The following is a 25,299-nucleotide window of genomic DNA, read 5'->3' on the forward strand; positions in this document are numbered from 1 at the left end:
GGGATTTATCCGGAACCTATAAGGGTATCGGGCGAGAGGACTTCCGTCAACGCGCGCCGCGCGTTCTCGGCGTCGGATTTCAACTGTGCGGCCAGCGCATCGGGACCACTGAATTTCATCGTGTCCCGCAGGCGCGCGACGAATTCCACGGCAACTGGCCGGTCGTGCCAGTCGCCGCCGGCGTCGAACAGGTGCACCTCGAGCGCGACGGTATCGTCCCCGAACGTGGGCCGCGGCCCGAGATTCATCATGCCGCCAAACGTCCCGGCGGCGCTGACCACGCGCGCGGCGTAGACTCCCACGGGCGGCAGAAGCTTGCGGGAGGACGGCAGTGCGAGGTTGATGGTCGGGAAGCCGAGCAGCCGCCCCCGGCCGTGGCCGCCGGTGACGCGACCCACCGCTTCGTAGCGTCGGCCCAGTCCGCGCGCGGCGCGCACCAGGTCGCCCGAAGCCACGGCGTCGCGGATCACGCTCGAGGACAGGCGGTCGCCCGAGGGAAGCGCGAGCGCCTCGACGACCTCGAAAGCGAATCCGGCGCGGCGAGCGATGGCGCGGACGAGCGCCGGATCGCCCTCACGCCCTCGACCGAAGTGGTGATCGTGGCCCAGCAGGAGGGCGCGCATGCCGTACCGGCTGACGAGCAGATCACGGATGAAGGCCTCCGCACTGAGCGCGCGGAAGGCGGGGGTGAATGGGATCTGGGCCACGTAGTCCACGCCGCACGCCGCCAGCGCGAGGAGCTTCTCCAGGCGGACCGTGAGGCGCAGCGGGGCGTCGGATGGCCGGATGACTTCCAGAGGATGCGGCTCGAAGGTGACGACCAGTGTCGGGAGGCCGAGCGCCGCGCCCCGCTCCCGGAGGCGGGCCAGCACGTATTGATGGCCTCGGTGCACCCCGTCGAAGGTGCCGACCGTGACGACCGTACCCGACAGCTGTGGGGGGACGAGTGAATGGGGCTCAGTCATCGCCGATCACGACCTTGGGCTGCCAGGCGTCGCCGTGCCGCTCCGCCACGGCGAGCAATGCGCCATCGACCGTGAGGGCGGCCCACTCGCCGGGGATGCGCGCCGGCACGGGACGGCCGTGAGCCACGAGCCGTCCTTCTTCCGCGTCCAGGGGCTGCGCTGGGAAGTGGGCCACCGCGTCGAGGAGAGGCCGGAGGGGCGCTTCTCCGCGCTGGACGGCGTCGATCGTTTGAGCGTCGGCCACGTCGAACCGGCCGGCGCGCGTGCGGCGCAGTGCGGTGAGGTGCGCCGCGCTCCCCACGGCTTCGCCCAGGTCGCGGGCGAGGGCGCGCACGTAGGTACCGCCGCCGCAGATCACGGTGACGTCGAGTTCAGCGTCCCGCCGCTCGCGCACCGTCCACGCATGCACGCGCACCGTCACCGGGGCGAGGTCGAGCGGGCGGCCGCGTCGAGCGGCGGCGTAGGCGCGCACGCCCTCGACCTGCTTGGCCGAGTAAGCGGGCGGGCGTTGCTCGAGGTCGCCCACCATGGTGGCGAGTGCCGCGTCCACGGCGGCAGGCGCCGGAAGGGCCGATTCGCGCATGACCCGGCCGGTGGAATCGTCGGTATCGGTGGCGGCGCCGAAGCGGATGGTGGCGTCGTAGACCTTGGGCTCAGCGTCGAGATACGGGATGAGCCGCGTCCCCCGCCCGACGAGCAGGACGAGCAGGCCGGTGGCGAACGGGTCGAGCGTGCCGGCGTGGCCGACGCGCGACGGGCCGACGGCCCGTCGCGCCACCGACACGACATCGTGTGACGTCATGCCCGCGGGTTTGTCGACGAGCAGGAGGCCGTCAGTCGTCCTGGGCCCCATCCACCGGCTTTCCCTCGCGCACCTGGGCGAGCAGCGACTCGATGCGGGCCGCGCGGGCGATGGTCTCGTCGAGCCGGAAGGTGATCTCGGGGGCGAGGCGGAGGTGCAGCGACCGTCCGACGTGCGAGCGAAGGTGCGGGGCCAGACTGGCCAGCCCCTGCGTCGTCGCGGCGCGTTCGCTCTCCGTTCCCATGACGCTCACGAAGACCCGGGCGTGGCGCAGGTCGCGCGTGACGTCCACGCCTGTAACGGTCACGAGCCCCACGATGCGGGGGTCCTTGACCCCCTCAGCGAGGAACGTCGCCACCACTTCGCGAATGCCTTCGGCGACGCGGTCCGCTCGTCGATTGTCTGCTGCCATGGAAACCCGTACTCCGGCCCCCCACGCGGCGGTGCCGCGCCGGAGGCGTGCTTAAGTGGCCGGCGCGGACCCGAGGGAACGCGCGATTTCCTCGGTCCGGTAGCACTCGATCACGTCGCCTACCTTGAGGTCGTTGAAGTTCTCGACGCCGATGCCGCACTCGAAGCCGTCCTTCACTTCGCGCACGTCGTCCTTGAACCGGCGGAGTGACCCGATGGCGCCGTCGTAGATTTCGACGCCGTCGCGGATCACGCGCACGCGGCCCTGGCGATTGATCACGCCGCTGCGCACGTAGCAGCCGGCAATGGTGCCGATGCGCGACACCTTGAACACCTGTCGCACCTCGGCCTCGCCGAAGATGACTTCGCGCTCTTCGGGCCGGAGCATGCCTTCGAGTGCGGCGCGCACGTCGGCCACCGCCTCGTAGATGATCCGGTAAAGCTTGATGTCCACCCCCTCACGTTCCGCGGCCGTGCGGGCGTTGTTGTCGGGGCGAACGTGGAAGCCGATGATCACGGCCCCCGAGGCCTTGGCGAGCAGGATATCGCTCTCCGAGATGGCGCCGACGCCGCGATGCACGACCTCGACCTGGACCTCGGCGGTGGACAGTTGCTGGAGCGCGTCGGCCAGCGCTTCGGCCGGGCCGCCCTGATCTGCCTTGATGAGGATGCGCAGCGTGCGACGCTCGCCGCTGGCGGCGTGCTCGATGAAGTCCTCGAGCGATACGCCGCGCGACGTGCGCCGGCTCTTCGCCTCGCGGTCGAGGCGCTGGCGCCGTTGGGCGATCTCGCGCGCCGCGGCGGCGTCGTCGACGACCAGCAACTGGTCGCCCGCCATGGGCACCCCTTCCACCCCGAGCACCTGGACCGGGATGGCCGGGCCGGCGTCCTTGACCGGATTGCCGCGTTCGTCGAGCAGGGCGCGCACGCGGCCCGAGTGCATGCCGCAGATGAAGTCCTCTCCGACGTGCAGCGTCCCGTTCTGGATGAGCACGGTGGCCACGGGGCCCTTGCCGGCATCGAGCTGGGCCTCGATCACGGAGCCTGTGGCCGGCCGGTTGGGATTGGCCTTGAGGTCGAGGATTTCCGACTGGAGCAGAATCTGATCGAGAAGGGTGTCGATGTTCGTGCCCTTCTTGGCGGAGATCTCGCTGGACAGTGTCTGCCCACCGAACTCTTCGAGCACCACCCCGTGTTGCAGCAGGTCCTGCTTGACCTTGATCGGGTTGGCCTGCGGCAGATCGATCTTGTTGATCGCCACGATCATCGGCACGCCGGCGTTGCGGGCGTGCGAGATCGCCTCGATGGTCTGCGGCATCACCGCGTCGTCGGCAGCCACGACGAGCACGACGATGTCGGTGACCTGAGCGCCGCGGGCGCGCATCGCGGTGAACGCCTCGTGGCCCGGGGTGTCGAGAAACGTGATGGACTTGCCCTTGGGCAGCGTGACGTGGTAGGCGCCGATATGCTGCGTGATGCCGCCCGATTCGCCGGCCACGACGTTGGCGTGGCGGATGAAGTCGAGCAGCGACGTCTTGCCGTGGTCGACGTGGCCCATGATGGTGACCACGGGCGGCCTCGACACGAGGTCCGCGGGCTGGTCTTCCTGCACCGCCATGACGTCCTCGGCCTGGTACGCATCCTCTCGAACCGCCTGGAATCCGAATTCGCCCGCAATCAACTCGATCTGGTCAAAGTCGAGCCGCTGATTGATGGTGATCATCAACCCGAGGTTCTTGAACGCGAACGCGACGATCTCGGTGGCGGGCACCTTGAGGATCTGGGCGAGTTCACTCACCGTGATGAACTCGTTGACCCGCACCAGGCGCTTCTCGCGCTCCGCCTCGGCCACGCGAGCCGCCTCGACTTCCTCGCGGTGGCCGCGGCGGGAGTCGCTGGCACTACGGCGCGAGGGCGCCCCGCGCATGGCCGCCATCGTCTTGGAGATATTCGCGTCCACCGCGCCCTGGTCGACCTGGCCGCGGCGGCCCTTCTTGCGGCGGCCGCGCTCGGCCGGGGCGCCGGGCTTCTGACCTCCGCCCTTCTCGTCGCGGCGCGGGGGCGCGGCACCGCCGCCGCCCGGTGCGGCGGAGGCAACGGGGCGCGGGGGCATGAACGGCGAACTGCTCGCCACGGGACGCGGACGAGGCGCACCCGGCGTGACAGGCCGCGGGCGGGGGCGTTCGCGCGCCGCCGGTGCACCCGCTTCGGCGTGCGAGGAGACCGACCTCGGCTCCGCAGCCATGGTCGTCGCTTCCTCGGCACTGACCTGCTCCGCTTCTTCTGCTTCCGAGGCAGCGAGTTCGGCTGCGGCTGCCTCAGCTGCGGCCTCTTCGGCGGCCCTGGCCGCTTCGGCAGCGGCTTCGGCGGCTATCGCCGCGGCTTCAGCGGCAGCGCGCCTCTCCTCCTCCACCCTCTCGGCGGCTTCGGTTGCCGCCGCCGCGGCGGCGACGTCGGCGGCTTTGCGGCGACGACGCACCGGGGCCGCTGACGCCGTCGGCGTCTCGGCCGCCTCCGCCGCAGGCGGGGCTTCGGCAGCGGCCTTCGCTGCCTTCTTGGCGCGGGGACTCTTGGGCTTCACGGCTTCGGCGGGTTCCGCCGGCTGAGCCGCGGCCGAGCGGCGGCGGCGCGGCGAAGCGGCCGCGGTATCCTTCTCCTGCTCCGCGCGAGCACGCTTTTCGCGCTCCCACCGTGCCCGAAGGCGTGCCACCTGATCGTCGGTGAGCACACTCAGATGGCTGCGTACGGGAACGTCCATCTGCCGAAGCAATCCGATCACTTCGTCAGCAGAGACCCCGAATTCCCCAGCCATGTCGTGTACGCGAAGCTTGCTCAAACGATCCTCCTAAGTGGGCCCGACCGCGCCCGTTTCCACCACGCCGAGAATTCCCTTGGCGAGCGACCGGTCGACGATGCCGATCGCAGCCGTCTGTACACGTCCTGCGGCGGTGCCGAGTTCGGCAGCCGCCAAGCCTTCGATGGTCGGGATATGCCGCGCCCGCATCAACGGGAGCAGCTTATCCAAACTATTTTCCGCCGCGTCGCTCGCCACGAGCACGAGCACGAGCGTGCCTTTCTTGGCCGCGGCGCGCACCTGCTCCACGCCCACGGTGGCGTTCCGCGCCCGCACCCCGAGACCGACGAGGCCCAGCACGCGGCGCGCCTGGTCGCGTGTCACGCCGCCGCGCCACCCCCGTCCGAGGGGGGCGGGTCCGTCTGGAGCTCGGCGGGCTCGCGGTTTGCCGCCGACGCCGCCTCCTCGTTCGCGCCTTCTTCGGTGAGTTCCGCCAGGATCGCCATCAGCCGGTCAGCATCGTCGAGCGTGATGCCGGGCAGCTTCAGGAAATCGTCGCGTTCGAGGTCGATGATGTCGTTGAGCGTACGATAGCCCCCCTCTTCGAGGATCGCGACCGTCGCCGGCGGCATGCCCCCGATCTCGGAGAGTGGCACGTCGGCGGCATCGCCCTCTTCTTCCGGCAATGGAGCGAAGATCGCGCCCTCGCCGCCGCGTTCCAGCCACTCACGGCTCGAGTAGAGGTCGATCTTCCACCCGGTCAGTTCCGAGGCAAGGCGGACGTTCTGGCCGTTGCGGCCGATGGCCAGCGAGAGCTGGTCCTCGTCCACCACTGCCTGGATGGTCTTGGTCACCGGATCGCTGAACACGCGGGCCACACGGGCCGGCGCGAGAGCCAACTTGGCGAACCGTTCCGGGTCGGGCGACCAGGGTACGATGTCGATGCGCTCGCCCCCCAATTCATTGACCACGGCCTGCACTCGCGAGCCCTTGAGCCCCACGCACGCGCCTACCGGGTCGATGGCGTCGTCGCGCGAGAAGACCGCGATCTTCGTGCGACTGCCCACCTCGCGGGCTGACGCCTTGATCTCGACGATCCCCTGCTGCATCTCCGGCACCTCGAGCTTGAACAGCGCCTTGACGAAGAGCGGGTCGCCGCGGGTCAGGATGAGCCGCGGCCCCTTGGGCGTCTCCTCGACCTTCTTGAGGACCGCGCGGACGGGTTCACCCTGGTGGAAATGTTCGCGGTGGTTCTGCTCGCGATAGGGCACGATCGCCTCGGCCTCACGGAACTTGTTCAGCATGATCACAAGCTTGCCGCGCTCGATCTGCTGCACCTCGCCCGAGAGGAGTTCCCCGACACGCGAACTGAATTCGTCGCGGATGCGGGTGCGCTCGCCTTCACGCACGCGCTGGATGATACGCTGCTTGGCGGCCTGGACCGCGGCGCGGCCGAACACGGTGAAATCCACCGGCTCCTCGAGCACATCGCCGGCGTCGAACTCCTCGTCGTACAGGCGCGCGTCCTCGACGGAGATCTCGCGGCTGGGGTCCTCGACGACGTCGACGACCGTCTTCAGGAGGACGATCTTGATGTCCCCCTTGGCGTCGTCGATGGTGACTTCGGCCTGCACGTTGGCGCCGTACTTCTTGGCGAGCGCCGCCATGATGCCATCCTGCAGGAGCCCGTAGAGTTCCGCGCGATCGAGTTGCTTGGTGTTCGACACCTCGCGAAATGCGGCCAAGATATCTGCTGAGCTTACCATCCAAGCATCCTCGTCAGGAGCCGGTGTCTACCACCGACCCGCGTTCATGATCCCGCCTACTCGCGGGCCCCGCGTCTGTGCGTCTCGATTCTCTTACACGCGGAACGCCAGCCGCGCTTCTTTCACCTCGGCGAGCGGCACGTGCCGGCGCTCGCCCGATTCCAGTTCAAGTTCCACCGCTTCCGCCCCGTCCGCCCCTTCGACCGCAATGATTGCCGCTTCGAATCGCCCGCCGTGCACCGGACTGAGTACGTTCGCCCACCGCCCCACGAATCGGCGCCAATCCGCCGCGGTTCGCAGCGGCCGTTCTCCTGGAGACGACAGCTGCAACACGTACCGGTCCGACACCAACCCGCCTGCGTCGAGCCGCGCTTCGATGGCCCGCGACGCCCGCGCACAGTCCTCCACCGTCACCTTCGCGCCATCGCGACGATCAATCCGAACTTCGATCAGAGGACGCGACTTGGTCCCCCCGCGACGGAGTTCGACGAGGTCGAACTCAAGCGCGCTAAGCTCTTGTTTGACAACGTGTTCCAGCTCGTCGTTCACGTTTCTTGGCAACTGCCTTTACGGGACAAAAAAATGTGGGGAACCTCCCCCACATTACCGCGCGGCGTCCACCGCACGTGGATTGCAACCTACTGGGTCCGCCCTAGTGAGTCAAGCGAAGCCGCTGACCTGCGGCGCCATGAGAGAAATCTGACGGCCGGTGTCACCGGCCCGGTGCGAGAAGAACCGTCCGTTGTGGCAGCGGGTGCACCAGGGGCTCGTCGAAATGCTTCGGACACCACACGATGCCGCGTGCGTGGCGATGAGTGCGCGAAGGTCCACGGGCGTGGGGCGGTCCACGCGGTGGCCGGTCAACCGCTCATGGACGTCGGGGCTCACTTCGTAACAGCCGCCACAGATGGCCGGACCGAGGTGCATGACCAGTTCATCGGCCGGGCACCCCATGGTGCCGAGCGCGAGGATGCCCGCCTCGACGATTCGCGCCTCCGTCCCCCGCCAGCCGGAATGCAGCAGCGCCATGGCGCCCGACCGGTGCGCGAGGAACACCGGGACGCAATCGGCCACCGTGACAGCGACGGCGGTTGCCGGGGCCGCCGGGCAGGCGTGGCCGTCCGCCCCCGGGGCGCGCAGCCACCCCCGCCAGCGGCCCTCGTGCGTGATCACCTCGCGTCCATGGACCTGCGTGGCGGTGGCCAGGCGCGGCACGCCGCGCGCTTCCAATTCCGTGGTGACGACCTGCCACCGCGCCATCACCTGACGAACGGGCTCTTCGGTGCCGGTGCCAAGGCTGCCGAAGGCGCGCGTGGTCGTGTACGCCAGGAAGCCGAGCGCGGCAAGCTCCGGAACGACTTCGACGTCCGGCGGCACCGCGCTCACGCGCCGCGGACCTCCACGCGTTCGATCTGGGCGCCCAACGCGCGGAGCCGCTCGTCGATGCGTTGGTACCCGCGCTCGATCTGCTGCACGTTGTGGATGGTGCTCGTGCCCGGCGCAGCGAGGGCGGCGAGCAGCATGGCCATGCCGGCGCGGATGTCGGGGGAATCAACGTTGCCCGCGTGGAGTGGCGACGGCCCGATGACGAGCGCCCGGTGCGGGTCACAGAGGACGATGCGGGCGCCCATGCTCACCAGTTTGTCCACGAAGAACAGACGCGATTCGAACATCTTCTCGTGCATGAGGATCACGCCCTGACACTGCGTGGCGGTGACGATGGCGATCGACATGAGATCGGCCGGGAAGGAGGGCCAGGGCTGGTCCTCCAGCTTGGGGACGTGCCCGCCAAGGTCCGACTGGATGATCCGTGGCTGGTTGGCCGGCACGACGAGATCGGCCCCATCGACCTCACAGATGATGCCCAAGCGTTCGAAGCCCATGCGGGTGGATCGCAGGTGTTCCACTCCGGCGTGTTCGATGCGGAGCGCCGAGTTGGTGACGGCGGCCAGACCGATGAACGACCCGACCTCGATGTGGTCCGGGCCGACGGCATGGGAGGCAGCGCCAAACGCCGTCGCGCCCTCGATGGTCAGGGTGTTGGTACCGATACCGTCGATCGTGGCACCGAGGGCGACCAGAAAGCGCGCCAGGTCCTGCACGTGGGGCTCGCTGGCCGCATTGCGGAGCACGGTGGTTCCGCGAGCGGCGGCGGCCGCCATGAGGGCGTTCTCGGTCGCGGTGACGCTGGGCTCGTCGAGGAACACGTCGGCCCCGGTGAACCCCTTGGTGCGCAGCTCGTAGCGGTCGGAGAGGGTGAACTCGGCACCCAACTCGCGGAGCACGTGAAAATGAGTATCGAGCCGCCGACGACCGATGATATCGCCGCCGGGTGGCGGCAGGGTGACCGCTCCGCTGCGCACGAGCAGCGGCGCTGCGAGGAGGATGGACGCCCGGATGCGCGCACAGAGCACCGGATCGAGCCGCGCCGCGTGTACCGTCCTGGCGTGAACCGCGAGGGTGTTGGGTTCGATCCACTCGGCGGATGCTCCGACGGAGCGCACGAGTTCGACCAGCGTTTCCACATCGCGAATGCGAGGCACATTCGTGAGCGTCACCGGCTGGTCGGTGAGCAGGGCCGCGGCCACGATGGGGAGCGCCGCGTTCTTGTTGCCCGCGGGGCGGATGGTACCGGAGAGTGGATGCCCCCCGTGTACGATGAACTGCAGAGCGCTCATGGAGCGGCCAGGACCGTGACAGAAAGGGTAAGCGGGACACTGCGCGATGGCGAAGAATGACCGGGGCATCGTCGGCGAGTCAAGCGCGCCCGATCGCTTGACACCGGTGCGTGTGTCTGGGTACCCTCTTGATACCCACCCATGATGCCGGTTCTGATGGTGCGCGCGAGCGCGTGGATGCTGCAGGCGGTCACGACGCTGCCCGACACGGTCGTGGCTCGGCAGATCGTGGAGCGCGGTTGGTTCGACCAACTGACTCACGTGGCCAGCGGCGTGCTGACGCTGCTCCTTCTCTTGCTCGTCCTCCTGGTATTCCCGGCGGTGTGGTATCTCAGCCGCCGGTTCCGGCAACTCACGGCGGTGCTCGACGGATTGCGGCACGACTTCGCGCCGGTGATCGAGCGTACGCGGGGCGTGATGCAGAATGCCGAGGAGATCTCGATCACGGTCCGCGACGACGTGGAGCGCCTGAGCGAGACGGTCGAACGGTTCGACGCGCAGTTGCGCGAGATCGCCGACATCACCGGCGAGCGGGTCCGTGACTTCGACGCGCTGCTGGGCGCGGTGCAGGAAGAGGCGGAAGATCTGTTTCTCACCACCGCGTCGGCGGCGCGGGGCATCCGGGCCGGCGTCCGGGCGCTGCGGGGACACCGGGCACGACGGGCGCGACGGGCCGAGCTCGAGGCGGACCTGGACGACGACTCGGCCGAGCGCGGGACCGAGGCGCGGCCGGAGGGCGAGACGACGGAGCCCGAGCCGCCGCGCGACCGCACGCCGCGGCTGCGGCGGCACCGGCGCCAGGGCACATGACGCTGGGCCGGGCCGCGGCGATGGCCACCATCGCCGCGTTCTTGCTGGTCGCCTGGCCGCACACCGCCTTTGCCTGGACCCCGGGCACCCACGTCTTCCTGGGCGACGCCGTCCTGCGCTCGCTCCAGCTGCTCCCGGGCAGCGTGGCCGACCTGCTCCGCGGCTTTCCATATGATTTTTTATATGGGTCGATCGCCGCCGACACGAGCATCGCCAAGAAGTACGCCCCGGCCGGCCGGCACTGCCATTCGTGGGAAGTGGGCTTCGACATTCACGAGGCGGCGCGCGACGAGCCGCTCCGGGCCTTCGCCCTTGGATATCTCGCCCATCTCGCCGCGGACGCCGTCGCCCACAACTATTTCGTGCCGATGCAGCTCACGGTGACGTCCTCCACATCGTCGATCGGCCACAGCTATTGGGAGAGCCGCTTCGAGACCCACCTGGGGGAACGCTACAGCCGGCGGGCGCGCGATCTGATATTGCTCGACCATTCGACATCCGACGCCCTGCTCGACGGGATCCTGAGCCCGACCCTGTTCAGCACGCCGACCAACCGGCGCATCTTTCGCGGGATGGTGCACGTGGCCGATTCGGAGTCGTGGCAGCGCATCTTCCAACTGATGGCCGAGAACAGCCGCTGGGACCTGCGCGATGCCGAGGTGGGCGGCTACATGGAACGGTCGTTCGACTTCATCGTGGATTTGATGCGGCGGCTGGACCACTCCGAGCCATACCGCCACGACCCGTCAGGCGAGGAGCGACTGCGCCGTGCCAAGCGCGTACGGCGCCAGGCGCTCCGCGACGGCGGGGAGGACGCGGTGCGCGAGCAGGCGCACCAGCACTTCGGACTTCCGGCCCCGGGCCTGGACTACGCCAAAGGGCTGCCGGTGCCGGTCTATGATCCGAGCCGCGCAGCGAGCAGCTGAGCCACGCGCTTCGGATCGGCGCTCCCCTTGGACTTTTTCATCACGGCGCCGATCAACACGCCCTGCAGCTTCTTCTCGCCCTTGCGGAACCGCTCGGCCTCGTTCGGCAGGGCGGCGATGACCTCGTCGATCCACGCACCGAGGGCGCCCTCGTCCGACACCTGCACGAGCCCTTCGCGCTTCGCGATGTCGGCCGGCTCGCCGCCCGACGCGCGCATGACGGCGAAGATCTGCTTGCCCGCCGTGTGGCTCACGACGCCGTCGCGCACGAGATCGAGCAGGGCCGCCAGGTGGGGCGGATCGATCGGGAACGCAGTGATGTCTCCTCCGCCCGCCTTGAGCGCGGCGAGCACCTCGCCCATCACCCAATTGGCCGCGGCCTTGGCGTCCCCATGGGCGCGGACCGTTTCCTCGAAATAGGAGGACACGCGCGGGCTTGTCGTGAGCACCTCGATGTCGTATGCGCCCAGGCCGTACGCCACCGCGTACCGGGCCCGGCGCGCCGCCGGCAGCTCCGGCAGCCGCTGACGGGCACGGTCCACGAAGTCGGGCTCGAGGACGAGCGGCGGCAGGTCGGGCTCCGGAAAGTATCGGTAGTCGTGGCTCCCTTCCTTGCTTCGGGCCGGCCGTACTTCCTCGGCGTTGCCGTCCCATAGCATGGTTTGCTGTTCGACGCGCCCACCCGCGTCGATCAGGACGCACTGGCGTACGAACTCGGCCTCCAACGCCCGCTCGACTCCCGAGAAGGAGTTCATGTTCTTGACCTCGGTCTTGGTGCCGAGGGCCGAGGCCCCGTGCGGGCGCACGCTGATGTTGGCGTCCACGCGGAGCGAACCTTCCTCCATGCTCACGTCGCTCACGTCGACGTATTCGAGCACCTGCTTGAGCGCGTGGAGATACGCGGAGGCGTCAGCGGCTGAGCGCATATCGGGCTCGCTGACGATCTCGATCAGCGGCACGCCGGCCCGGTTGAGGTCGATGGCGGTGACGCCGGGATAGCGATCGTGAATGGACTTCCCAGCGTCCTCTTCCATGTGGACGCGCGTGATGCCGACGGTGCGCTCGCCCGCGGCGAGGTGGCCCCCCGTGGCCAGCGGCCGGTCGAACTGGGAGATCTGGTAGCCCTTGGGCAGATCAGGATAGAAGTAGTTCTTGCGCGCGAAGATCGAGACGGGATGCACCGTGCACTCGATCGCCAGGGCGGCGCGCACGGCCAGCTCCACCGCATGCGCGTTGAGCACGGGGAGGGCGCCCGGGAGGGCCAGGCACACGGGGCAGGTATTGGTATTGGGGGGCGCGCCGAACGTGGCCGAGCACGCGCAGAACGCCTTGGTAGCGGTCTTGAGTTGCACGTGCACCTCGAGCCCCACGACCATCTCGTAGCGCTGGGCGAGCGCGTCGAAACCCGCGGTGCTCATCGGTGGGCCTCGGCGCCGAGGGCGCGCTCGAGCGCGTAGGCGGCCGCGAACATGCGCGCCTCTTCGAAATGCGGTGCGATCAGCTGGCCGCCCACCGGCAGGCGGTCGACGCGTCCGATGGGCTGCGACATCGCCGGCACTCCAGCCAGGTTGGCCGTCGCGGTGAAGATGTCGTTGAGATACATCTCGTACGGATCGGTCGTGGCGCCGATCGGGAACGCCGGGTTCGGCGTGGTGGGTGTGAACAGCAGGTGCACGCCGCTCGCGAATGCGCGCGCGAAGTCCTGGGTGATGAGCTGCCGGACTTGTTGCGCCTTGCGGTAGTACGCCTCGTAGTAGCCCGCCGACAGCACGTACGTGCCGAGCATGATGCGGCGGGTCACTTCGGTGCCGAACCCCTGGGAACGGGTGGCCTCGTACATGCCGCGCAGACCATCGCCTTCGAGCCGCAGTCCATACCGCACGCCGTCGAACCGCGCGAGGTTGGACGACGCTTCGGCCGGCGCCACGATGTAGTAGACGGGGATGGCGAGAGCCGTATGGGGCAGCGACACGTCGCGTATCTGGGCGCCCTGGCCGCGGAGCAGCTCCAGCGCGCGGGCGCACCGCTCGCGCACGCGTGGCTCGAGGTCGTCGGGGAAATACTCGCGCGGCTTTCCGATCACCACGCCCTTGAGCGACGCGCCGGCCGCGGCGCGATAGTCAGGCACGGGATGGTCCACCGAGGTGGCGTCGCGTGGATCGCGACCGGCGATCACGCCCAGCGCCAGCGCGGCATCGTCCACCGACGCCCCGAACACCCCGACCTGGTCGAGCGACGAGGCGAACGCGACCAGTCCATAGCGGCTCACGCGCCCGTAGGTGGGCTTCACGCCGACCACGCCGCAGAGTGCGGCGGGTTGCCGCACCGATCCGCCGGTCTCCGATCCGAGGCTGATGCGCACGATGCCGGCGGCCACCGCGGCCGCGGATCCGCCCGACGAGCCGCCGGGTACGCGGTCGGGCGCCACCGGGTTGCGGGTGGGGCCGTACGCGCTGTGCTCGGTGGACGACCCCATGGCGAACTCGTCCATATTCGTCTTTCCAAATACGACGCCGCCGGCGGCACGGAGCCGTGTGACCACGCTGGCCTCGTACGGGCTGACGTAGCCGCGCAGGATGCGCGACCCGCAGGTCGTCGGGAGCGTGGTCGTGGCGATGTTGTCCTTCACGGCCACCGGGAGCGCGGCCAAGGGTCCGTCGGGGGCGGCGTTGGCCTGGGCAGAGGCGTCGGCATCGTCCCGCCACGCGAAGATGTTGAGGCCGTCCTTCCCCGCCCCGACCTCGTCGGCACGGCGTATGGCGGCGGCCACCGCCTCGCGCGCCGCCGCGCTCACGACTCCTCTCCAGTCTCATGCGTCGCGAGGCGCGGCACGAGCAGCAGTCCGTCGCGCACCGACGGGGAGAAGGCGTCGGGGCCCCGAACCAGCGCGTCGGGCGGGCCGGCATCCGCGCGAAGCGGCATGCCGGTGGCCGATTCGCCGGCCGCCGCCACGGCGGAGGTATCGACCCGGGCGAGCACGTCCATATGCCCGAGGATGGTATTCAACTCGGCGGTCAGCGCCTGCGCGCGCTGGTCGGTGAGCCCCAGCCGGGCCAGCGCCGCGATGTGTCGTACGTCGTCGAGCGAGACGGCCACTAGTCGATTCCGCGTTCGAGATTCGCCTGCGCGACGACGAGCGTCTTACGGCCCACCGCGTCGTCGTCGAAATCCACCCGCACCTTGGTCTGCGCGCCAGCACCGGTGATCTCGGCGATGGTGCCGGAGCCGAACTTCCGGTGCTTGACCCGCGCTCCCACGGCGATGGTCGCCGCGTCCTGCGATTCGTCTTCGACGGCCACCCCGCCGATGGGCCGGCCGGGGCGGCGGGCCGCCGCCGAACTCGAAGGGAAAATATCGTCGTCGAAGATCTGCGACGAGCCTCCCCCCCATCCACCACTGCGACGGGTGTCGGCGCGTCCGGCGAATCCCGCCATCGCACCGCGCCCGCTGCTCCGTACGCGGATGGTGTCCTGCCGGTCGAGCATGCCGTCGGGCACCGCGGCGAGGAAGCTCGACGGCCGCGACGGGAGGAACTCGCCGTTGCGGCGGCGCGACTCGGCGTGCAGCAGGTACAGGCGACGCTCGGCGCGTGTGATCCCCACGTAGAACAGGCGCCGCTCCTCCTCGAGCATTTTCGGATCGTCGTAGGCCCGGGCGAGCGGAAAGAGACCGTCTTCGAGGCCGGCGATGAACACCACGGGAAACTCGAGCCCCTTGGCGTTGTGCAGCGTCATCAGCGTCACGGCGTCGGCGTCGGCGGCCAGCTTGTCGACGTCGGCCACGAGGCTGGCGCGCTGGAGAAAGACATCGAGCGGACTGAGGCCAACCTCGCCCTCGACGTCGGCCACCGTTTCCGAGGCGCCGGCGATGAGTTCACGCACATTGTCGAGGCGGTCGCGCGCCATCTCCTCACCCTCCGCGCCCAGGTACTCGGTGTACCGGATCTCGGCGACGAGCGCACTGAGCAACTCGTCCACGGCCGACTCGCGTGCCCGGTCGCGGAACCGGGCGGTGAGCGCGCAGAAGTCGGCGAGTGCGGTGCGCGTTGCGGGGCGGACGCCATCCAGGCAGTCGTCGCGCGTCGCAGCGTCGAACAGCGGGATCCCCGCGGCCCTCGCGCGCTCGGCGAGCAGGTCCACGGTGGCATCCCCAACGCCGCGGCGGGGGACGGCGATCGCGCGGCGGAACGCCTCGTCGTCGGAGGGGTTCGCGATGAGCTTGAGGTACCCCATGAGGTCGCGGATCTCGCGGCGGTCGTAGAACCGAACGGCGCCGACCAGGCGGTACGGCATGGCGTGACGGCGCAGCGCCTCTTCCAGGGCGCGGCTCTGGGCGTTGGTCCGGTACAGCACGGCGAAGTCGCGGAGCTGCCACCCGTCGGCCGTGCGCTGACGGCGCAGTTCCTCGACCAGCCAATCGGCCTCGTCGCGCTCGTCGAGGGCGCGCACCGCGGTCACTCGATCGCCGCCGCTGCGCGTGGCGCGCAGGGTCTTGCCCATGCGATCGGTGTTGACGGAGATGACGGCGTTGGCCAGTGCGAGAATGGGCGGCGTGGAGCGGTAGTTCTCCTCCAGGCGCACGACGTGAGCGTTGGGAAAGTCCTTCTCGAAGTCGAGGATGTTGCGGATGTCGGCACCGCGCCAGCCGTAGATGGACTGGTCGTCGTCGCCGACCACGCACACGTTGCCGTGCCCGGCGCCGAGCAACTGCACGAGCCGGTACTGCGCGCGGTTGGTGTCCTGGTACTCATCCACGAGCAGGTGGTGGAAGCGCGCGCGAAAGCGGTCGAGTTCGTCGGGGTGCTGTTCCAGGATCCGGACGGGAAGCAGCAGCAGGTCGTCGAAGTCGGCCGCGTTGGCCCGGCGCAGCGTGGGCTCGTAGTCGGCGTACACCGCGGCCACGGCCTGGGCGAACGGGTCGCGGGCCAGCGATGCGAATTCTTCGGGGGTGACGAGGGCATTCTTGGCGTCGGAGATGGCGCCACGCACGGCGCGTACCGCGTACTGCTTGGGCGAGACGCGGTGGCGCTCCATGAGGCGCTTCACCACCGCCTCGACATCGTTCTCGTCATAGATGGTGTACGCGGGAGCACGGCCCACGAGGTGCGCGGTAGCGCGCAGGAGCCGTGCGCCGACACTGTGGAAGGTGCCGGCCCACATCCCTGCCGGCTCGTGCTCGAGCAGCCCGGCAATGCGGTCACGCATCTCGCCGGCGGCCTTGTTCGTGAACGTGACGGCGAGGATCCGCGACGGGCGCACCCCGTGCTCCAGGATCAGGCGCGCGATGCGCCGGGTGAGCACGCGCGTCTTGCCGGAGCCGGCGCCAGCGAGCACGAGCAGAGGGCCTTCGTGATGGAGCACCGCTTCGCGCTGCGCGGGATTGAGCCCGTCGAGCAGCGCATCTTGTGAGGAGCGCGACATCAATGAAGTATAACGTCGAACGTCGCACCCCGGTCGGTGGGCACGAGCACCAAACGCCCTCCGTGGTTCTCCTCGACGATGCGTTTGGCGAGCGACAGCCCGATCCCCCATCCGGCCTGCTTCGTGGAGAAGCCGGGTTCGAACACGCGGTCGCGCAGTTCGCGGGGAATGCCGGGGCCTTCGTCGGCCACCCGGATGCGGTAGCCCCGTTCGGGAAGCCGGGCTGCGGAGAGCGCGATCCGGCCACCCCGCCCTGCCATGGCATCGAGCGCGTTCTTGACCAGCACCTCGACCGCCCATTCGAGCAGCACGGCGTCGCCGGACACGGTCAGCGCGCCGTCGGGATGCTCGACGTCGATGACGATGGTGTTGGCGAGGGTCGGCACGCGCGCCCGGAAGTAGTTCGCCACGCGATCGACGAGCGCCGTGAGATCCACCGGATCGCGCTTGGGCTCCCGTCCGATGCGTTCAAAGCGATGCGCCACGCGATCCAGCCGGTCCACGTCGGCGCGCATGTGGCGCGCCATGGCCTGCGCCGCCGGGTCGTGCTCGCCGCGTTCGTCGAGCAGTTCGATCCATCCGGCGATGCTGGACAGCGGGGTGCCGAGCTGGTGCGCCGACTCGCGCGCCATGCCGGCCCACAGGTGCTCGCGCGCCGCGTCGCTGCGCGTGCGGATGATGAAGAACCCGGCGAGCAGCAGCAGCAGGGCGGTGATCGCCTGGAGCGGGGGAATGATCCGCAGCCAGTACACGAGGGGCGTGTTGCCGTAGTGCACCTGCAGCAGCGCGTCCACCACTGGCGGGTTCTGCCGATCGAGGACGAGCACGTAGCGGCGGATCCCCGGGTTGTCGTTGCCCAAGGAATCGTGCGGGTCGAACGGCAGGTTGGCATGGAAGAGCGGCACGCCGGTGCCTTCGGTGACGATGAGCGGGACGCCCTGTTCGCGGATGTCGCGCGAGATGTCGAGCAGCGCCTGAAGCGCGGCGCCTTCGGTGGTATCGCCGAGGGCGCGGTAGACCCGGGCATACATGGTGCTCGACCGTGCCGCCGCGACGCGCAGCGAGTTCACCACGTGTTGCGTGTAGAACACGTATGAGCCGAGCAGGAGGACGATCAGCGTGGCAACGAGCACTTCGGGCGCGCCGCGACGCATGCGGATCACGCGAGCCGATCCAACCCTAGGTACGGCTGCAGCGCCACCGGAATCGCGACCGATCCATCGGGCTGCTGGTGATGCTCGAGGAGGCACGCGATGGTGCGCGGGAAGGCGAGCCCCGAGCCATTGAGCGTGTGGACGAACCTCGGCTTCTCGCCCGGCGCCGGCCGGTAGCGGATGTTGGCCCGCCGCGCCTGGAAGTCGGTGAACGTGCTGCACGACGATACTTCGAGCCACGCGCCCACTCCCGGCGCCCACGCTTCGAGGTCGTACGTCTTGGCCGACGAGAAGCCGGTGTCTCCGGCGGCCAGCAGCTTGCGGCGATACGGGATCTCCAGTCGTTCGAGCATCGTCTCGGCATGCCGGGTGAGCACCTCGAGCTGGCGCTCGGAGTCGTCGTCGGCGGAGTAGCGCACCAGTTCGACCTTGTCGAACTCATGGGTCCGCAGGATGCCCCGCGTATCCTTCCCGGCCGATCCCGCCTCGCGACGGTAGCATCGCGAATAGGCCACGAACGCCATCGGCAGTTGGGCGCCGTCCAGGATCTCGTCGCGGTAGAGATTGGTGACCGGGACCTCGGCGGTGGGGATCAGAAAGAGGTCGTCGCCCCGGGTGCCGTAGGCATCGTCCTCGAACTTGGGAAGCTGGCCGGTGCCGGTCATCGTCGAGCGGGTGACGAGCTGCGGCGGCCAGATTTCCTCGTACCCATGCTCGCGTGAGTGGACGTCCATGAACATCGAGAGCAGCGAGCGCACGAGGCGCGATCCGCGGCCGCGATAGACGACGAACCCGGAGCCGCTGATCTTCGCCGCGCGTTCCTGATCGAGCATCCCGAGGTTCGCCATGATCTCCCAGTGCGGCCGGACGCCCGTCGGCGCTCGCGGCGTGCCCCACGCCTTCACGATGACGTTGTGGGCCTCCCCACCCTCGGGCACGTCGGGGAGTGTGACGTTGGGGATCTCGAGCAGCACCTGATGGAGCGCCACTTCGATCTCGGCGAGGCTGGCCTCCTCGGCGGCGATGGCAGCGCCCAGCGCTCTCCCCTCCGCGATCAGATCGCCGGCGGCTTCCTTGGCGCGTTTGCGGCGGGCCACTTCCTGGGAAGCGGCATTGCGCGCCGCCTTCTTCTCTTCTACCGCGGTGATGAGCGCGCGGCGGTCCTTGTCGAGCGCTTCACCCCGCGCGATGACGGGCAGAAGCGCGTCGGCCGCTCCTCGCCGGCGCGCCGCGTTGCGCAGCACGTCGATCCGTTCGCGCAGCATACGGGGGTCGTGCATGGCTCACTTGGTCGGCAGGCCGGACGTGAGGGTCACGTACCCGCAGTTGGGATCCGAGGCGAAACGCACGTACAGCGCCCGGTGCACCGGATCAATGCTGTCGACGACGAACTTGCCGTAGTACGAAGAACCGAGCGAGTAGGCGGTGCACGTAGTCGTGTCGTATACGTTGAAGCCGATCGTCGTCCCCACCGGAACGACGAGCGTGGAATCGACGACGTAGCCGGACTTGGCGGCCTGGGTGTAGTCGTCGAAGTTCGCGTTGATCTTCTGGAGGCCGACCGCGACCGTCGTGACGAGTGAGTCGGCCACCCGGCGCGCCGGATACACGACGACGCGACCCTGGGAATCGATGTCCAGCGCGACGTTGAACGCGAAACTCGCGCTGACGACCACCGGCGAGCCCGTGAGGAAATCGAGCCCCGCCGGCGTGGACGGCGCCGCGCCGTTGAGCGCGTATACGATCGGAGAAGTGATCGTGACCGGGAACTGGGCCTTGGGAGCGCTGAGCGCTCCGCAACCCGTACCCAACACGACCAACGCCGCGCTGAAGATGGTTGGGATTCGTGGCATCATGGCGGGCCGGGTCCATCGGCCGAGTGGGAGCGTAATGGCGAAGGATACCGGATGCGCCGAGCGACTTCAAGCGATTGCCGTCGCTTGACTTCGCTTTGGGCGATCTCTAGCTTCGCCAACACTTTCCAAGGAGCGGGAATGGCGAGCATTCGTGACCTCGTCGCCGCCATCCGGCAGCGCGATGGGGTGGAGGCCGCGGTCGTCCTCGGCCGCGACGGACTGTTGATAGACAGCCAGGTGGTCGCCGGCCTCGATCCGGAGGATCTGGCGGCGCGCATCCCGCCCATCATCGCCTCGTCCGACGACCTCGGCGCGGCCAGCGGACGCGGCGAATTGGTGACGGCCGTGCTCGAGCACCGCGACGGACTGGCTCTCGTGTCCGCCCTGACCAGCGAGGCCGTGCTGTTCGTGCTGCTCGCGCCGGGAGCGAACGTCGGCCAACTGCTGTACGAATTGCGCCGAAATCGAGAGCACATCGCCGCACTCGTTTGACCTGTGTCGTCCCCGCGCGCGGAATGCCATGTGCTCGTCGCCGACGACGAACCGCACATCGGTCGGATCATCAAGATGAAGCTGGAGCAGGGCCCGTTCCGGGTCTCCCTCGCATATGACGGCCGGGAAGCGCTCGCCCTGTTGGAACAGTCGCCCGACATCGGTCTCGTGCTGCTGGACGTGATGATGCCGTACCAGAGCGGGCTGGATGTGCTGGCGATCATGCGCGCCGACCCGCGGTGGCGCGACGTGCCGTGCATCATGCTCACGGCAGCCGGCGAGGCCGAGTACCAGCGGCGCGCGATGGCCACGGGGGCCAGCGAATTCCTCACCAAGCCGTTCAGCCCCAAGCGCCTGTATGCGCGCGCCGCGGAACTGGTCGGGCTCTCATCCGATGGCATGGGAGCGGACATCGCATGACTCGATGGGTGGTGGTCCTGGCGGGAGGCGTGGGATCGCGGTTCTGGCCGGTCAGCACGCCCGAGCGGCCCAAGCAGCTCCTGCCGCTGGTGAGCGAGCAGCCCCTGCTCCGGGACGCGCTCGACCGGGTGCGCCCGTTGGCAGACGGTGGGCACACGCTGATACTCACCAACGCGTCGCTCGTTCCCGCCATCGCGGCGCTGGCCCCCGAGATCCCGCCGGCCAACCTGGTGGCCGAACCGCGGCCGGCGGGCACCGCCGCGGCGCTGGCCTGGGCGGCGCACCGCATCGCAACCGCCGACGGTCCCGAGGCGACCATGATCTCGGTGCACGCCGACTGGGCGGTGGGCGACGCCGATGGCTTTCGCCGCGCCCTGACCCGCGCCGCAGACGCTGCCGAGCGCCACACCAGCTTGGTGACCGTGGGCATCGTGCCCTCCCGTCCCGATCCGGGATTCGGCTACATCCAGCCGGCTGACGAAGTGGCGCCCGGTGTGTGGCGGGTGGCGCGGTTCGTAGAGAAGCCCGACGCGGCGCGGGCCGCGGAAATGTGCGTGCAGGGCTACCTCTGGAATTCCGGGATCTTCGTGTGGCGCGTGGGCGACTATCTGGAAGAACTGGCGGCGCATACGCCGGAGGTGGCGCCTGCGCTGGCGGCCCACGGCAACGACCTGGGGGCGTTCTTCGCGCACGTCACGCCGATTTCGGTTGACGTTGGCGTGATGGAGCGGAGCGCGCGCGTGCTGGTAATGCCCGGCGACTTCGGCTGGGACGACATTGGCGTGTGGGGGGCGCTGCTCCGGGTTCGCCGACGCGACGCCCAGGGCAACGCGATGTCCGGCGACGCCTACGCCGTCGAGGCCCGCAACAACGTGGTGCACGCCGAACATGGCACCGTCGTGCTGTATGGCGTGCATGACCTCGTGGTGGTCACGCGCGACGGCCTGACCGTGATCACGACGGTGGAGAAGTCGCACGCGCTCAAAGCACTGCTGGCGCAACTCCCGGCGCCGGTGCGAGACCAGCGATGACCGAGCTTTACCTGTACGACGACGCGCAGGCACGGGCGTTCCAGCCGTTCTCGCTAATGAGGCCGACAGGCGAGCTGCGGGCCGGCGCCCTGCTGCTGCGCGAGCGATGGGAGTGGACGCTGGACCGGCCGGCGGCCGGCCAGGTGAGCGCCGCGGTGCTGCGCGACTTCGCGGAGGCGGGGGCGCCGCGCGCGGCCTCCGGCCCGCTCCCGGCGGGCGCCATCCTCGCCAATACGCGCTGCGCCGTGGCGCTCGTGGCGGCGCCAGACGCCGACGTGTGGCGGTGCAACGGCCGCGTGGCCGCCGTGCGGCTCCGCGCGCCGCTGGCGCTGGGCGATCTGCGGAACGGCCAGTGCGCGCTCGAGGAACTGGTGGCACCGGGAGCGCGGAGCGCGGAAATCGTGGGGCGGTGGATCGACGCGGTGTGGGACTTCATCGGCGATCTGCCCGCGCAGTTGACCGAGGACATCGCCCATCTGCGCGCCGGGGCGGCGCCGCTGGCCGCGGACCAGGGCGCGCGCACGGGGCACCACCTGGTGCTGGTGGAGCGGGACGCCGTGGTGGAGCCGATGGTGTTCTTCGACGTGACGGCTGGCCCGGTGTTGGTGCGGGAGGGGGCCACCGTGCAGGCGTTCACGCGCCTCGTGGGGCCGTGCGTGGTGGGCCGACACTCGGTGGTGTCCGCCGGCCGCGTCGCCGCGAGTTCGATCGGCGAGGCATGCAAGGTCCACGGCGAACTGAGCACGTCGATCTTGCTCGGCCACAGCAACAAGGGACACGAGGGCTTCGTGGGACACTCGTACCTGGGACGGTGGGTGAACCTTGGTGCCGGCACCACGACGAGCAATTTAAAGAACACATATGGACCCGTATCGCTGTGGACGCCGGAAGGGATGCGCGACACCGGACTGCAGTTCCTGGGGGCGATGCTCGGCGACCACGCGAAGACCGGGATCGGCGTGCGGCTCACCACGGGGACGGTGGTGGGCGCCGGCGCGAACGTATTCGGTGGGTCGGTGATGCCCAAGGTGGTGCCGCCGTTCGCGTGGGGTGACGCCCCGCCCTTCGGCACGCACGAGTTCGACCGGTTCCTGATGACCGCGGAACGGATGATGCAGCGGCGCGGAGTGTCATTGACCGAGGCCGCCCGTGCGCAGCTGCGCGCGGCATACGCCGCGCGCTGGACGGTGGAGTAGCATGCGCCTCTGGGTGCTGGGCAGCGGGAGCGCCGGCAACGCCGTGCTGATCGAGGCGGCCGAGGGCCGCATCCTGATCGACGCGGGGTTCGGCGTGCGCACGCTGGCGGCTCGGCTCACCGCGGTGGGAGTGGCGCCGGAATCGATCGAAGCATGCGTCATCACACACGAGCACACGGACCATCTGAAGGGTGCGGCGGCCGCGGTCCGCCGCTGGGGATGGACGCTGCACGCCAGCCGTGGCACCGTGGCGAGCGCCGCCGAGTTGGCGGGGACGCGCGTGCAGGTGTTCGACGCCGGCGCGGCACTCGCCTTCTCGACGATGGACGTGGCCACGACGCGCACCCCGCACGATGCGGCCGAGCCGGTCGGGGTGGTGGTGACGGCGCGAGGCAGCGGCGCGCGGGCCACGGTCTGCACCGACATCGGACACGTGAGCGACGGCGTGCGAGCGCTGTGCCGCGACGTGGATATCCTGGTGCTCGAGTCGAACCACGACGAGGGGATGCTGCGCGCCGGCCCCTACCCGGCCGTGGTGCAGGCTCGTATCGCCGGCGACCACGGGCATCTGGCCAACCGCCACGCCGCCGCCCTCATTCGCGACAGCGTCACGCGGCGGGCGCGCCACGTCGTGCTCGCGCATCTGAGCCAGAACTGCAATGCACCGGAGGTGGCGCGAGCGGCCACGGAGCGCGAGCTCAAGCGCACGGTGTATCGCGGAGAGGTGGTCACGGCGCGCCAGAGCGAAATCGTGGGGCCGTTCGACGCGGCGGGCGGCGGTCGCGACACCTCGCGGCAGTACTCGCTCACGCTGTAGCCGGCCCCGTTTCGCCCCTCGCTCCCACAACGTGAAGCGGGGCGGCGCCGCTGTCGCAGCCCCGCCCCGCCCGTGCAATGCTCAGCTGGCCGCTGCCAGCCGACCGTTGCCGTTCTAGTACATCCCGCCCATGCCCCCACCGCCGGGCGCGGCTGGAGCCGGCTTTTCCTCCTTCTTCTCGACGACCAGCGCTTCGGTCGTGAGCAGGAGGCCGGCGATCGACGCCGCGTTCTGCAGCGCCGTGCGGGTCACCTTGGTCGGGTCGATGACGCCCGCCTGAACCAGATTTTCATACGTGTCCGTGAGGGCGTTGTAGCCGAACGCGTCGTCCTTCGACCCCCGGACCTTCTCGACCACGATCGAGCCTTCGCCGCCCGCATTGAACACGATCATGCGGATGGGTTCCTCGATCGCACGGCGGATGATGTCGACGCCGATCTGCTCGTCGGCCTCGCTCGTCTTGAGACCCTTGAGCACGCGCTGGGCCCGGATGAGCGCCACGCCGCCGCCGGGCACGATGCCCTCTTCCACGGCCGCTCGGGTCGCGTGCAGCGCGTCCTCGACGCGTGCCTTCTTCTCCTTCATCTCGGCCTCGGTGGCCGCGCCGACGTTGATCACCGCGACGCCGCCCGCCAGCTTGGCCAGACGCTCCTGGAGCTTCTCCTTGTCGTAATCGGAGGTGCTCTTGTCGATCGCCACGCGGATCTCGGAGATCCGGCCCTCGATCTTCTTCTCCTCGCCGTTGCCGTCGATGAGCGTGGTGTTGTCCTTGTCCACCACGACGCGCTTGGCCCGGCCGAGATCGCCGAGCACGGCGTTCTCGAGCTTGAAGCCGACCTCTTCGCTGATCACCTGGCCGGCCGTGAGCACGGCGATGTCTTCGAGCATGGCCTTGCGACGATCACCGAAGCCCGGCGCCTTGACGGCGCACACCTTGAGCGTGCCACGCAGCTTGTTGACGACCAGCGTCGCCATCGCCTCGCCTTCGATATCCTCGGCGATGATGAGCAACGGCTTGCCGGTCTGGGCCACCTTCTCGAGGACCGGGAGCAGGTCCTTCATCGCCGAGATCTTCTTGTCGTGGATCAGGATGTACGCATCTTCGAGCGCCGCTTCCATCTTCTCCGGATCGGTCACGAAGTAGGGCGAGACGTAGCCGCGGTCGAACTGCATGCCGTCGACCGTCTCGAGCGTGGTTTCGAGGCCGCGGGCCTCCTCCACCGTGATGACGCCGTCCTTGCCCACCTTCTCCATCGCTTCGGAGATCAGCTTGCCGATCTCGGCGTCGTTGTTGGCCGAGATGGTGCCGACCTGCGCGATCTCCTTCTTCCCAGTGGTCGGAACACTGATACGCTTGAGTTCGTCGATCACCGCCGTGACGGCCTTGTCGATGCCGCGCTTGATCGCCATCGGGTTGGCTCCGGCGGTGACGTTCTTGAGGCCTTCACGGAAGATCGCCTGAGCGAGCACCGTCGCCGTCGTCGTGCCGTCGCCAGCGAGATCGGATGTCTTGGTGGCGACTTCCTTGACCATCTGCGCGCCCATGTTCTCGATCGGATCGGCCAACTCAATTTCCTTGGCCACCGTGACGCCGTCCTTGGTGACGGTGGGGGCGCCGAACTTCTTATCGATGACGACGTTCCGGCCCTTGGGGCCGAGGGTGACCTTCACTGCCTCGGCGAGCTGATCCACGCCGCGCTTGAGGGCCGCCCGCGCTTCCACGTTGAAGTGGAGTTCCTTTGCTGCCATTGTGGTAATCCT

General features: G+C 69.2%; 24 protein-coding genes. 7 read left to right on the top strand and 17 right to left on the bottom strand.

Going from position 1 to position 25,299, the window contains the following annotated elements; translation table 11 throughout:
- Positions 1-5 precede the first annotated feature (5 nt).
- From ribF to murA, 9 genes are all read right to left on the bottom strand, one after another.
- Positions 6-965 carry a riboflavin biosynthesis protein RibF gene (gene ribF / locus VNF92_12305; protein HVA58657.1) on the bottom strand — a complete coding sequence of 320 codons (960 nt, stop codon included), beginning with the start codon at positions 963-965 and terminating at the stop codon, positions 6-8.
- Positions 958-1,818, bottom strand: a complete 861-nt coding sequence (gene truB, locus VNF92_12310) for a tRNA pseudouridine(55) synthase TruB (GenBank protein HVA58658.1) — start codon at positions 1,816-1,818, stop codon at positions 958-960. Before truB ends, ribF begins: the two co-directional genes overlap by 8 nt.
- The gene (gene rbfA / locus VNF92_12315; protein ID HVA58659.1) at positions 1,799-2,179 is read right to left on the bottom strand and encodes a 30S ribosome-binding factor RbfA; all 381 of its coding nucleotides are present in this window, start codon (positions 2,177-2,179) and stop codon (positions 1,799-1,801) included. Before rbfA ends, truB begins: the two co-directional genes overlap by 20 nt.
- A gap of 51 nt (positions 2,180-2,230) precedes the next feature.
- Positions 2,231-5,014 (bottom strand): translation initiation factor IF-2, encoded by a 2,784-nt coding sequence (gene infB / locus VNF92_12320; protein ID HVA58660.1) that lies wholly within the window; start codon positions 5,012-5,014, stop codon positions 2,231-2,233.
- A gap of 9 nt (positions 5,015-5,023) precedes the next feature.
- Positions 5,024-5,356 (bottom strand): ribosomal L7Ae/L30e/S12e/Gadd45 family protein, encoded by a 333-nt coding sequence (locus tag VNF92_12325; protein ID HVA58661.1) that lies wholly within the window; start codon positions 5,354-5,356, stop codon positions 5,024-5,026.
- A complete protein-coding gene (gene nusA / locus VNF92_12330; protein ID HVA58662.1) occupies positions 5,353-6,717 on the bottom strand; it encodes a transcription termination factor NusA in 1,365 nt (454 codons plus the stop codon). The genes VNF92_12325 and nusA overlap by 4 nt, the downstream gene beginning before the upstream one ends.
- A gap of 114 nt (positions 6,718-6,831) precedes the next feature.
- Positions 6,832-7,287 carry a hypothetical protein gene (locus VNF92_12335; protein ID HVA58663.1) on the bottom strand — a complete coding sequence of 152 codons (456 nt, stop codon included), beginning with the start codon at positions 7,285-7,287 and terminating at the stop codon, positions 6,832-6,834.
- A gap of 111 nt (positions 7,288-7,398) precedes the next feature.
- On the bottom strand, positions 7,399-8,124 hold the full coding sequence (locus VNF92_12340) for a polyphenol oxidase family protein (protein ID HVA58664.1): 726 nt from the start codon (positions 8,122-8,124) through the stop codon (positions 7,399-7,401).
- Positions 8,121-9,416 carry a UDP-N-acetylglucosamine 1-carboxyvinyltransferase gene (murA, locus tag VNF92_12345; protein ID HVA58665.1) on the bottom strand — a complete coding sequence of 432 codons (1,296 nt, stop codon included), beginning with the start codon at positions 9,414-9,416 and terminating at the stop codon, positions 8,121-8,123. The genes VNF92_12340 and murA overlap by 4 nt, the downstream gene beginning before the upstream one ends.
- A gap of 141 nt (positions 9,417-9,557) precedes the next feature.
- On the opposite strand from murA, the gene VNF92_12350 reads away from it, so the two are divergent.
- On the top strand, positions 9,558-10,226 hold the full coding sequence (locus VNF92_12350; GenBank protein ID HVA58666.1) for a hypothetical protein: 669 nt from the start codon (positions 9,558-9,560) through the stop codon (positions 10,224-10,226).
- Entirely contained in the window at positions 10,223-11,152 is a 930-nt protein-coding gene (locus VNF92_12355; GenBank protein HVA58667.1) for a zinc dependent phospholipase C family protein, read from the top strand. The genes VNF92_12350 and VNF92_12355 overlap by 4 nt, the downstream gene beginning before the upstream one ends.
- Here the strand turns inward: VNF92_12355 and gatB are convergent.
- Genes gatB through VNF92_12390 form a run of 7 tightly spaced genes read right to left on the bottom strand, consistent with a single transcriptional unit; the run spans position 11,122 to position 19,582 of the window.
- Positions 11,122-12,570, bottom strand: coding sequence for an Asp-tRNA(Asn)/Glu-tRNA(Gln) amidotransferase subunit GatB (gene gatB / locus VNF92_12360; protein ID HVA58668.1), 1,449 nt, complete (start codon positions 12,568-12,570; stop codon positions 11,122-11,124). The two genes, VNF92_12355 and gatB, sit on opposite strands and share 31 nt — an antisense overlap.
- Positions 12,567-13,946 (bottom strand): Asp-tRNA(Asn)/Glu-tRNA(Gln) amidotransferase subunit GatA, encoded by a 1,380-nt coding sequence (gatA, locus tag VNF92_12365; protein HVA58669.1) that lies wholly within the window; start codon positions 13,944-13,946, stop codon positions 12,567-12,569. Before gatA ends, gatB begins: the two co-directional genes overlap by 4 nt.
- The gene (gene gatC, locus VNF92_12370; protein ID HVA58670.1) at positions 13,943-14,248 is read right to left on the bottom strand and encodes an Asp-tRNA(Asn)/Glu-tRNA(Gln) amidotransferase subunit GatC; all 306 of its coding nucleotides are present in this window, start codon (positions 14,246-14,248) and stop codon (positions 13,943-13,945) included. The genes gatA and gatC overlap by 4 nt, the downstream gene beginning before the upstream one ends.
- Positions 14,248-16,572 carry a UvrD-helicase domain-containing protein gene (locus VNF92_12375; protein HVA58671.1) on the bottom strand — a complete coding sequence of 775 codons (2,325 nt, stop codon included), beginning with the start codon at positions 16,570-16,572 and terminating at the stop codon, positions 14,248-14,250. The genes gatC and VNF92_12375 overlap by 1 nt, the downstream gene beginning before the upstream one ends.
- The gene (locus VNF92_12380; GenBank protein HVA58672.1) at positions 16,572-17,726 is read right to left on the bottom strand and encodes a HAMP domain-containing sensor histidine kinase; all 1,155 of its coding nucleotides are present in this window, start codon (positions 17,724-17,726) and stop codon (positions 16,572-16,574) included. Before VNF92_12380 ends, VNF92_12375 begins: the two co-directional genes overlap by 1 nt.
- A gap of 5 nt (positions 17,727-17,731) precedes the next feature.
- On the bottom strand, positions 17,732-19,006 hold the full coding sequence (gene serS, locus VNF92_12385) for a serine--tRNA ligase (protein HVA58673.1): 1,275 nt from the start codon (positions 19,004-19,006) through the stop codon (positions 17,732-17,734).
- A gap of 3 nt (positions 19,007-19,009) precedes the next feature.
- Entirely contained in the window at positions 19,010-19,582 is a 573-nt protein-coding gene (locus VNF92_12390) for a hypothetical protein (protein HVA58674.1), read from the bottom strand.
- Positions 19,583-19,720: 138 nt separating this feature from the next.
- On the opposite strand from VNF92_12390, the gene VNF92_12395 reads away from it, so the two are divergent.
- From VNF92_12395 to VNF92_12415, 5 genes are read left to right on the top strand one after another with little or no spacing between them, the layout of a single operon-like run.
- Complete coding sequence (locus tag VNF92_12395; protein HVA58675.1) at positions 19,721-20,074, top strand: roadblock/LC7 domain-containing protein; 354 nt, start codon at positions 19,721-19,723, stop codon at positions 20,072-20,074.
- Between the two features lie 30 nt (positions 20,075-20,104).
- Entirely contained in the window at positions 20,105-20,494 is a 390-nt protein-coding gene (locus tag VNF92_12400; GenBank protein ID HVA58676.1) for a response regulator, read from the top strand.
- Positions 20,491-21,525, top strand: a complete 1,035-nt coding sequence (locus VNF92_12405) for a sugar phosphate nucleotidyltransferase (protein ID HVA58677.1) — start codon at positions 20,491-20,493, stop codon at positions 21,523-21,525. The genes VNF92_12400 and VNF92_12405 overlap by 4 nt, the downstream gene beginning before the upstream one ends.
- Positions 21,522-22,721 carry a putative sugar nucleotidyl transferase gene (locus VNF92_12410; protein HVA58678.1) on the top strand — a complete coding sequence of 400 codons (1,200 nt, stop codon included), beginning with the start codon at positions 21,522-21,524 and terminating at the stop codon, positions 22,719-22,721. Before VNF92_12405 ends, VNF92_12410 begins: the two co-directional genes overlap by 4 nt.
- 1 nt (position 22,722) lies before the next feature.
- Complete coding sequence (locus tag VNF92_12415) at positions 22,723-23,538, top strand: MBL fold metallo-hydrolase (GenBank protein HVA58679.1); 816 nt, start codon at positions 22,723-22,725, stop codon at positions 23,536-23,538.
- Positions 23,539-23,652: 114 nt separating this feature from the next.
- Here VNF92_12415 and groL read toward each other — a convergent pair whose 3' ends face one another.
- Positions 23,653-25,287, bottom strand: coding sequence for a chaperonin GroEL (gene groL, locus VNF92_12420; protein HVA58680.1), 1,635 nt, complete (start codon positions 25,285-25,287; stop codon positions 23,653-23,655).
- Positions 25,288-25,299: the final 12 nt, after the last annotated feature.

It is taken from the genome of Gemmatimonadaceae bacterium (assembly GCA_035533015.1).
GTDB lineage: Bacteria > Gemmatimonadota > Gemmatimonadetes > Gemmatimonadales > Gemmatimonadaceae > JAGWRI01.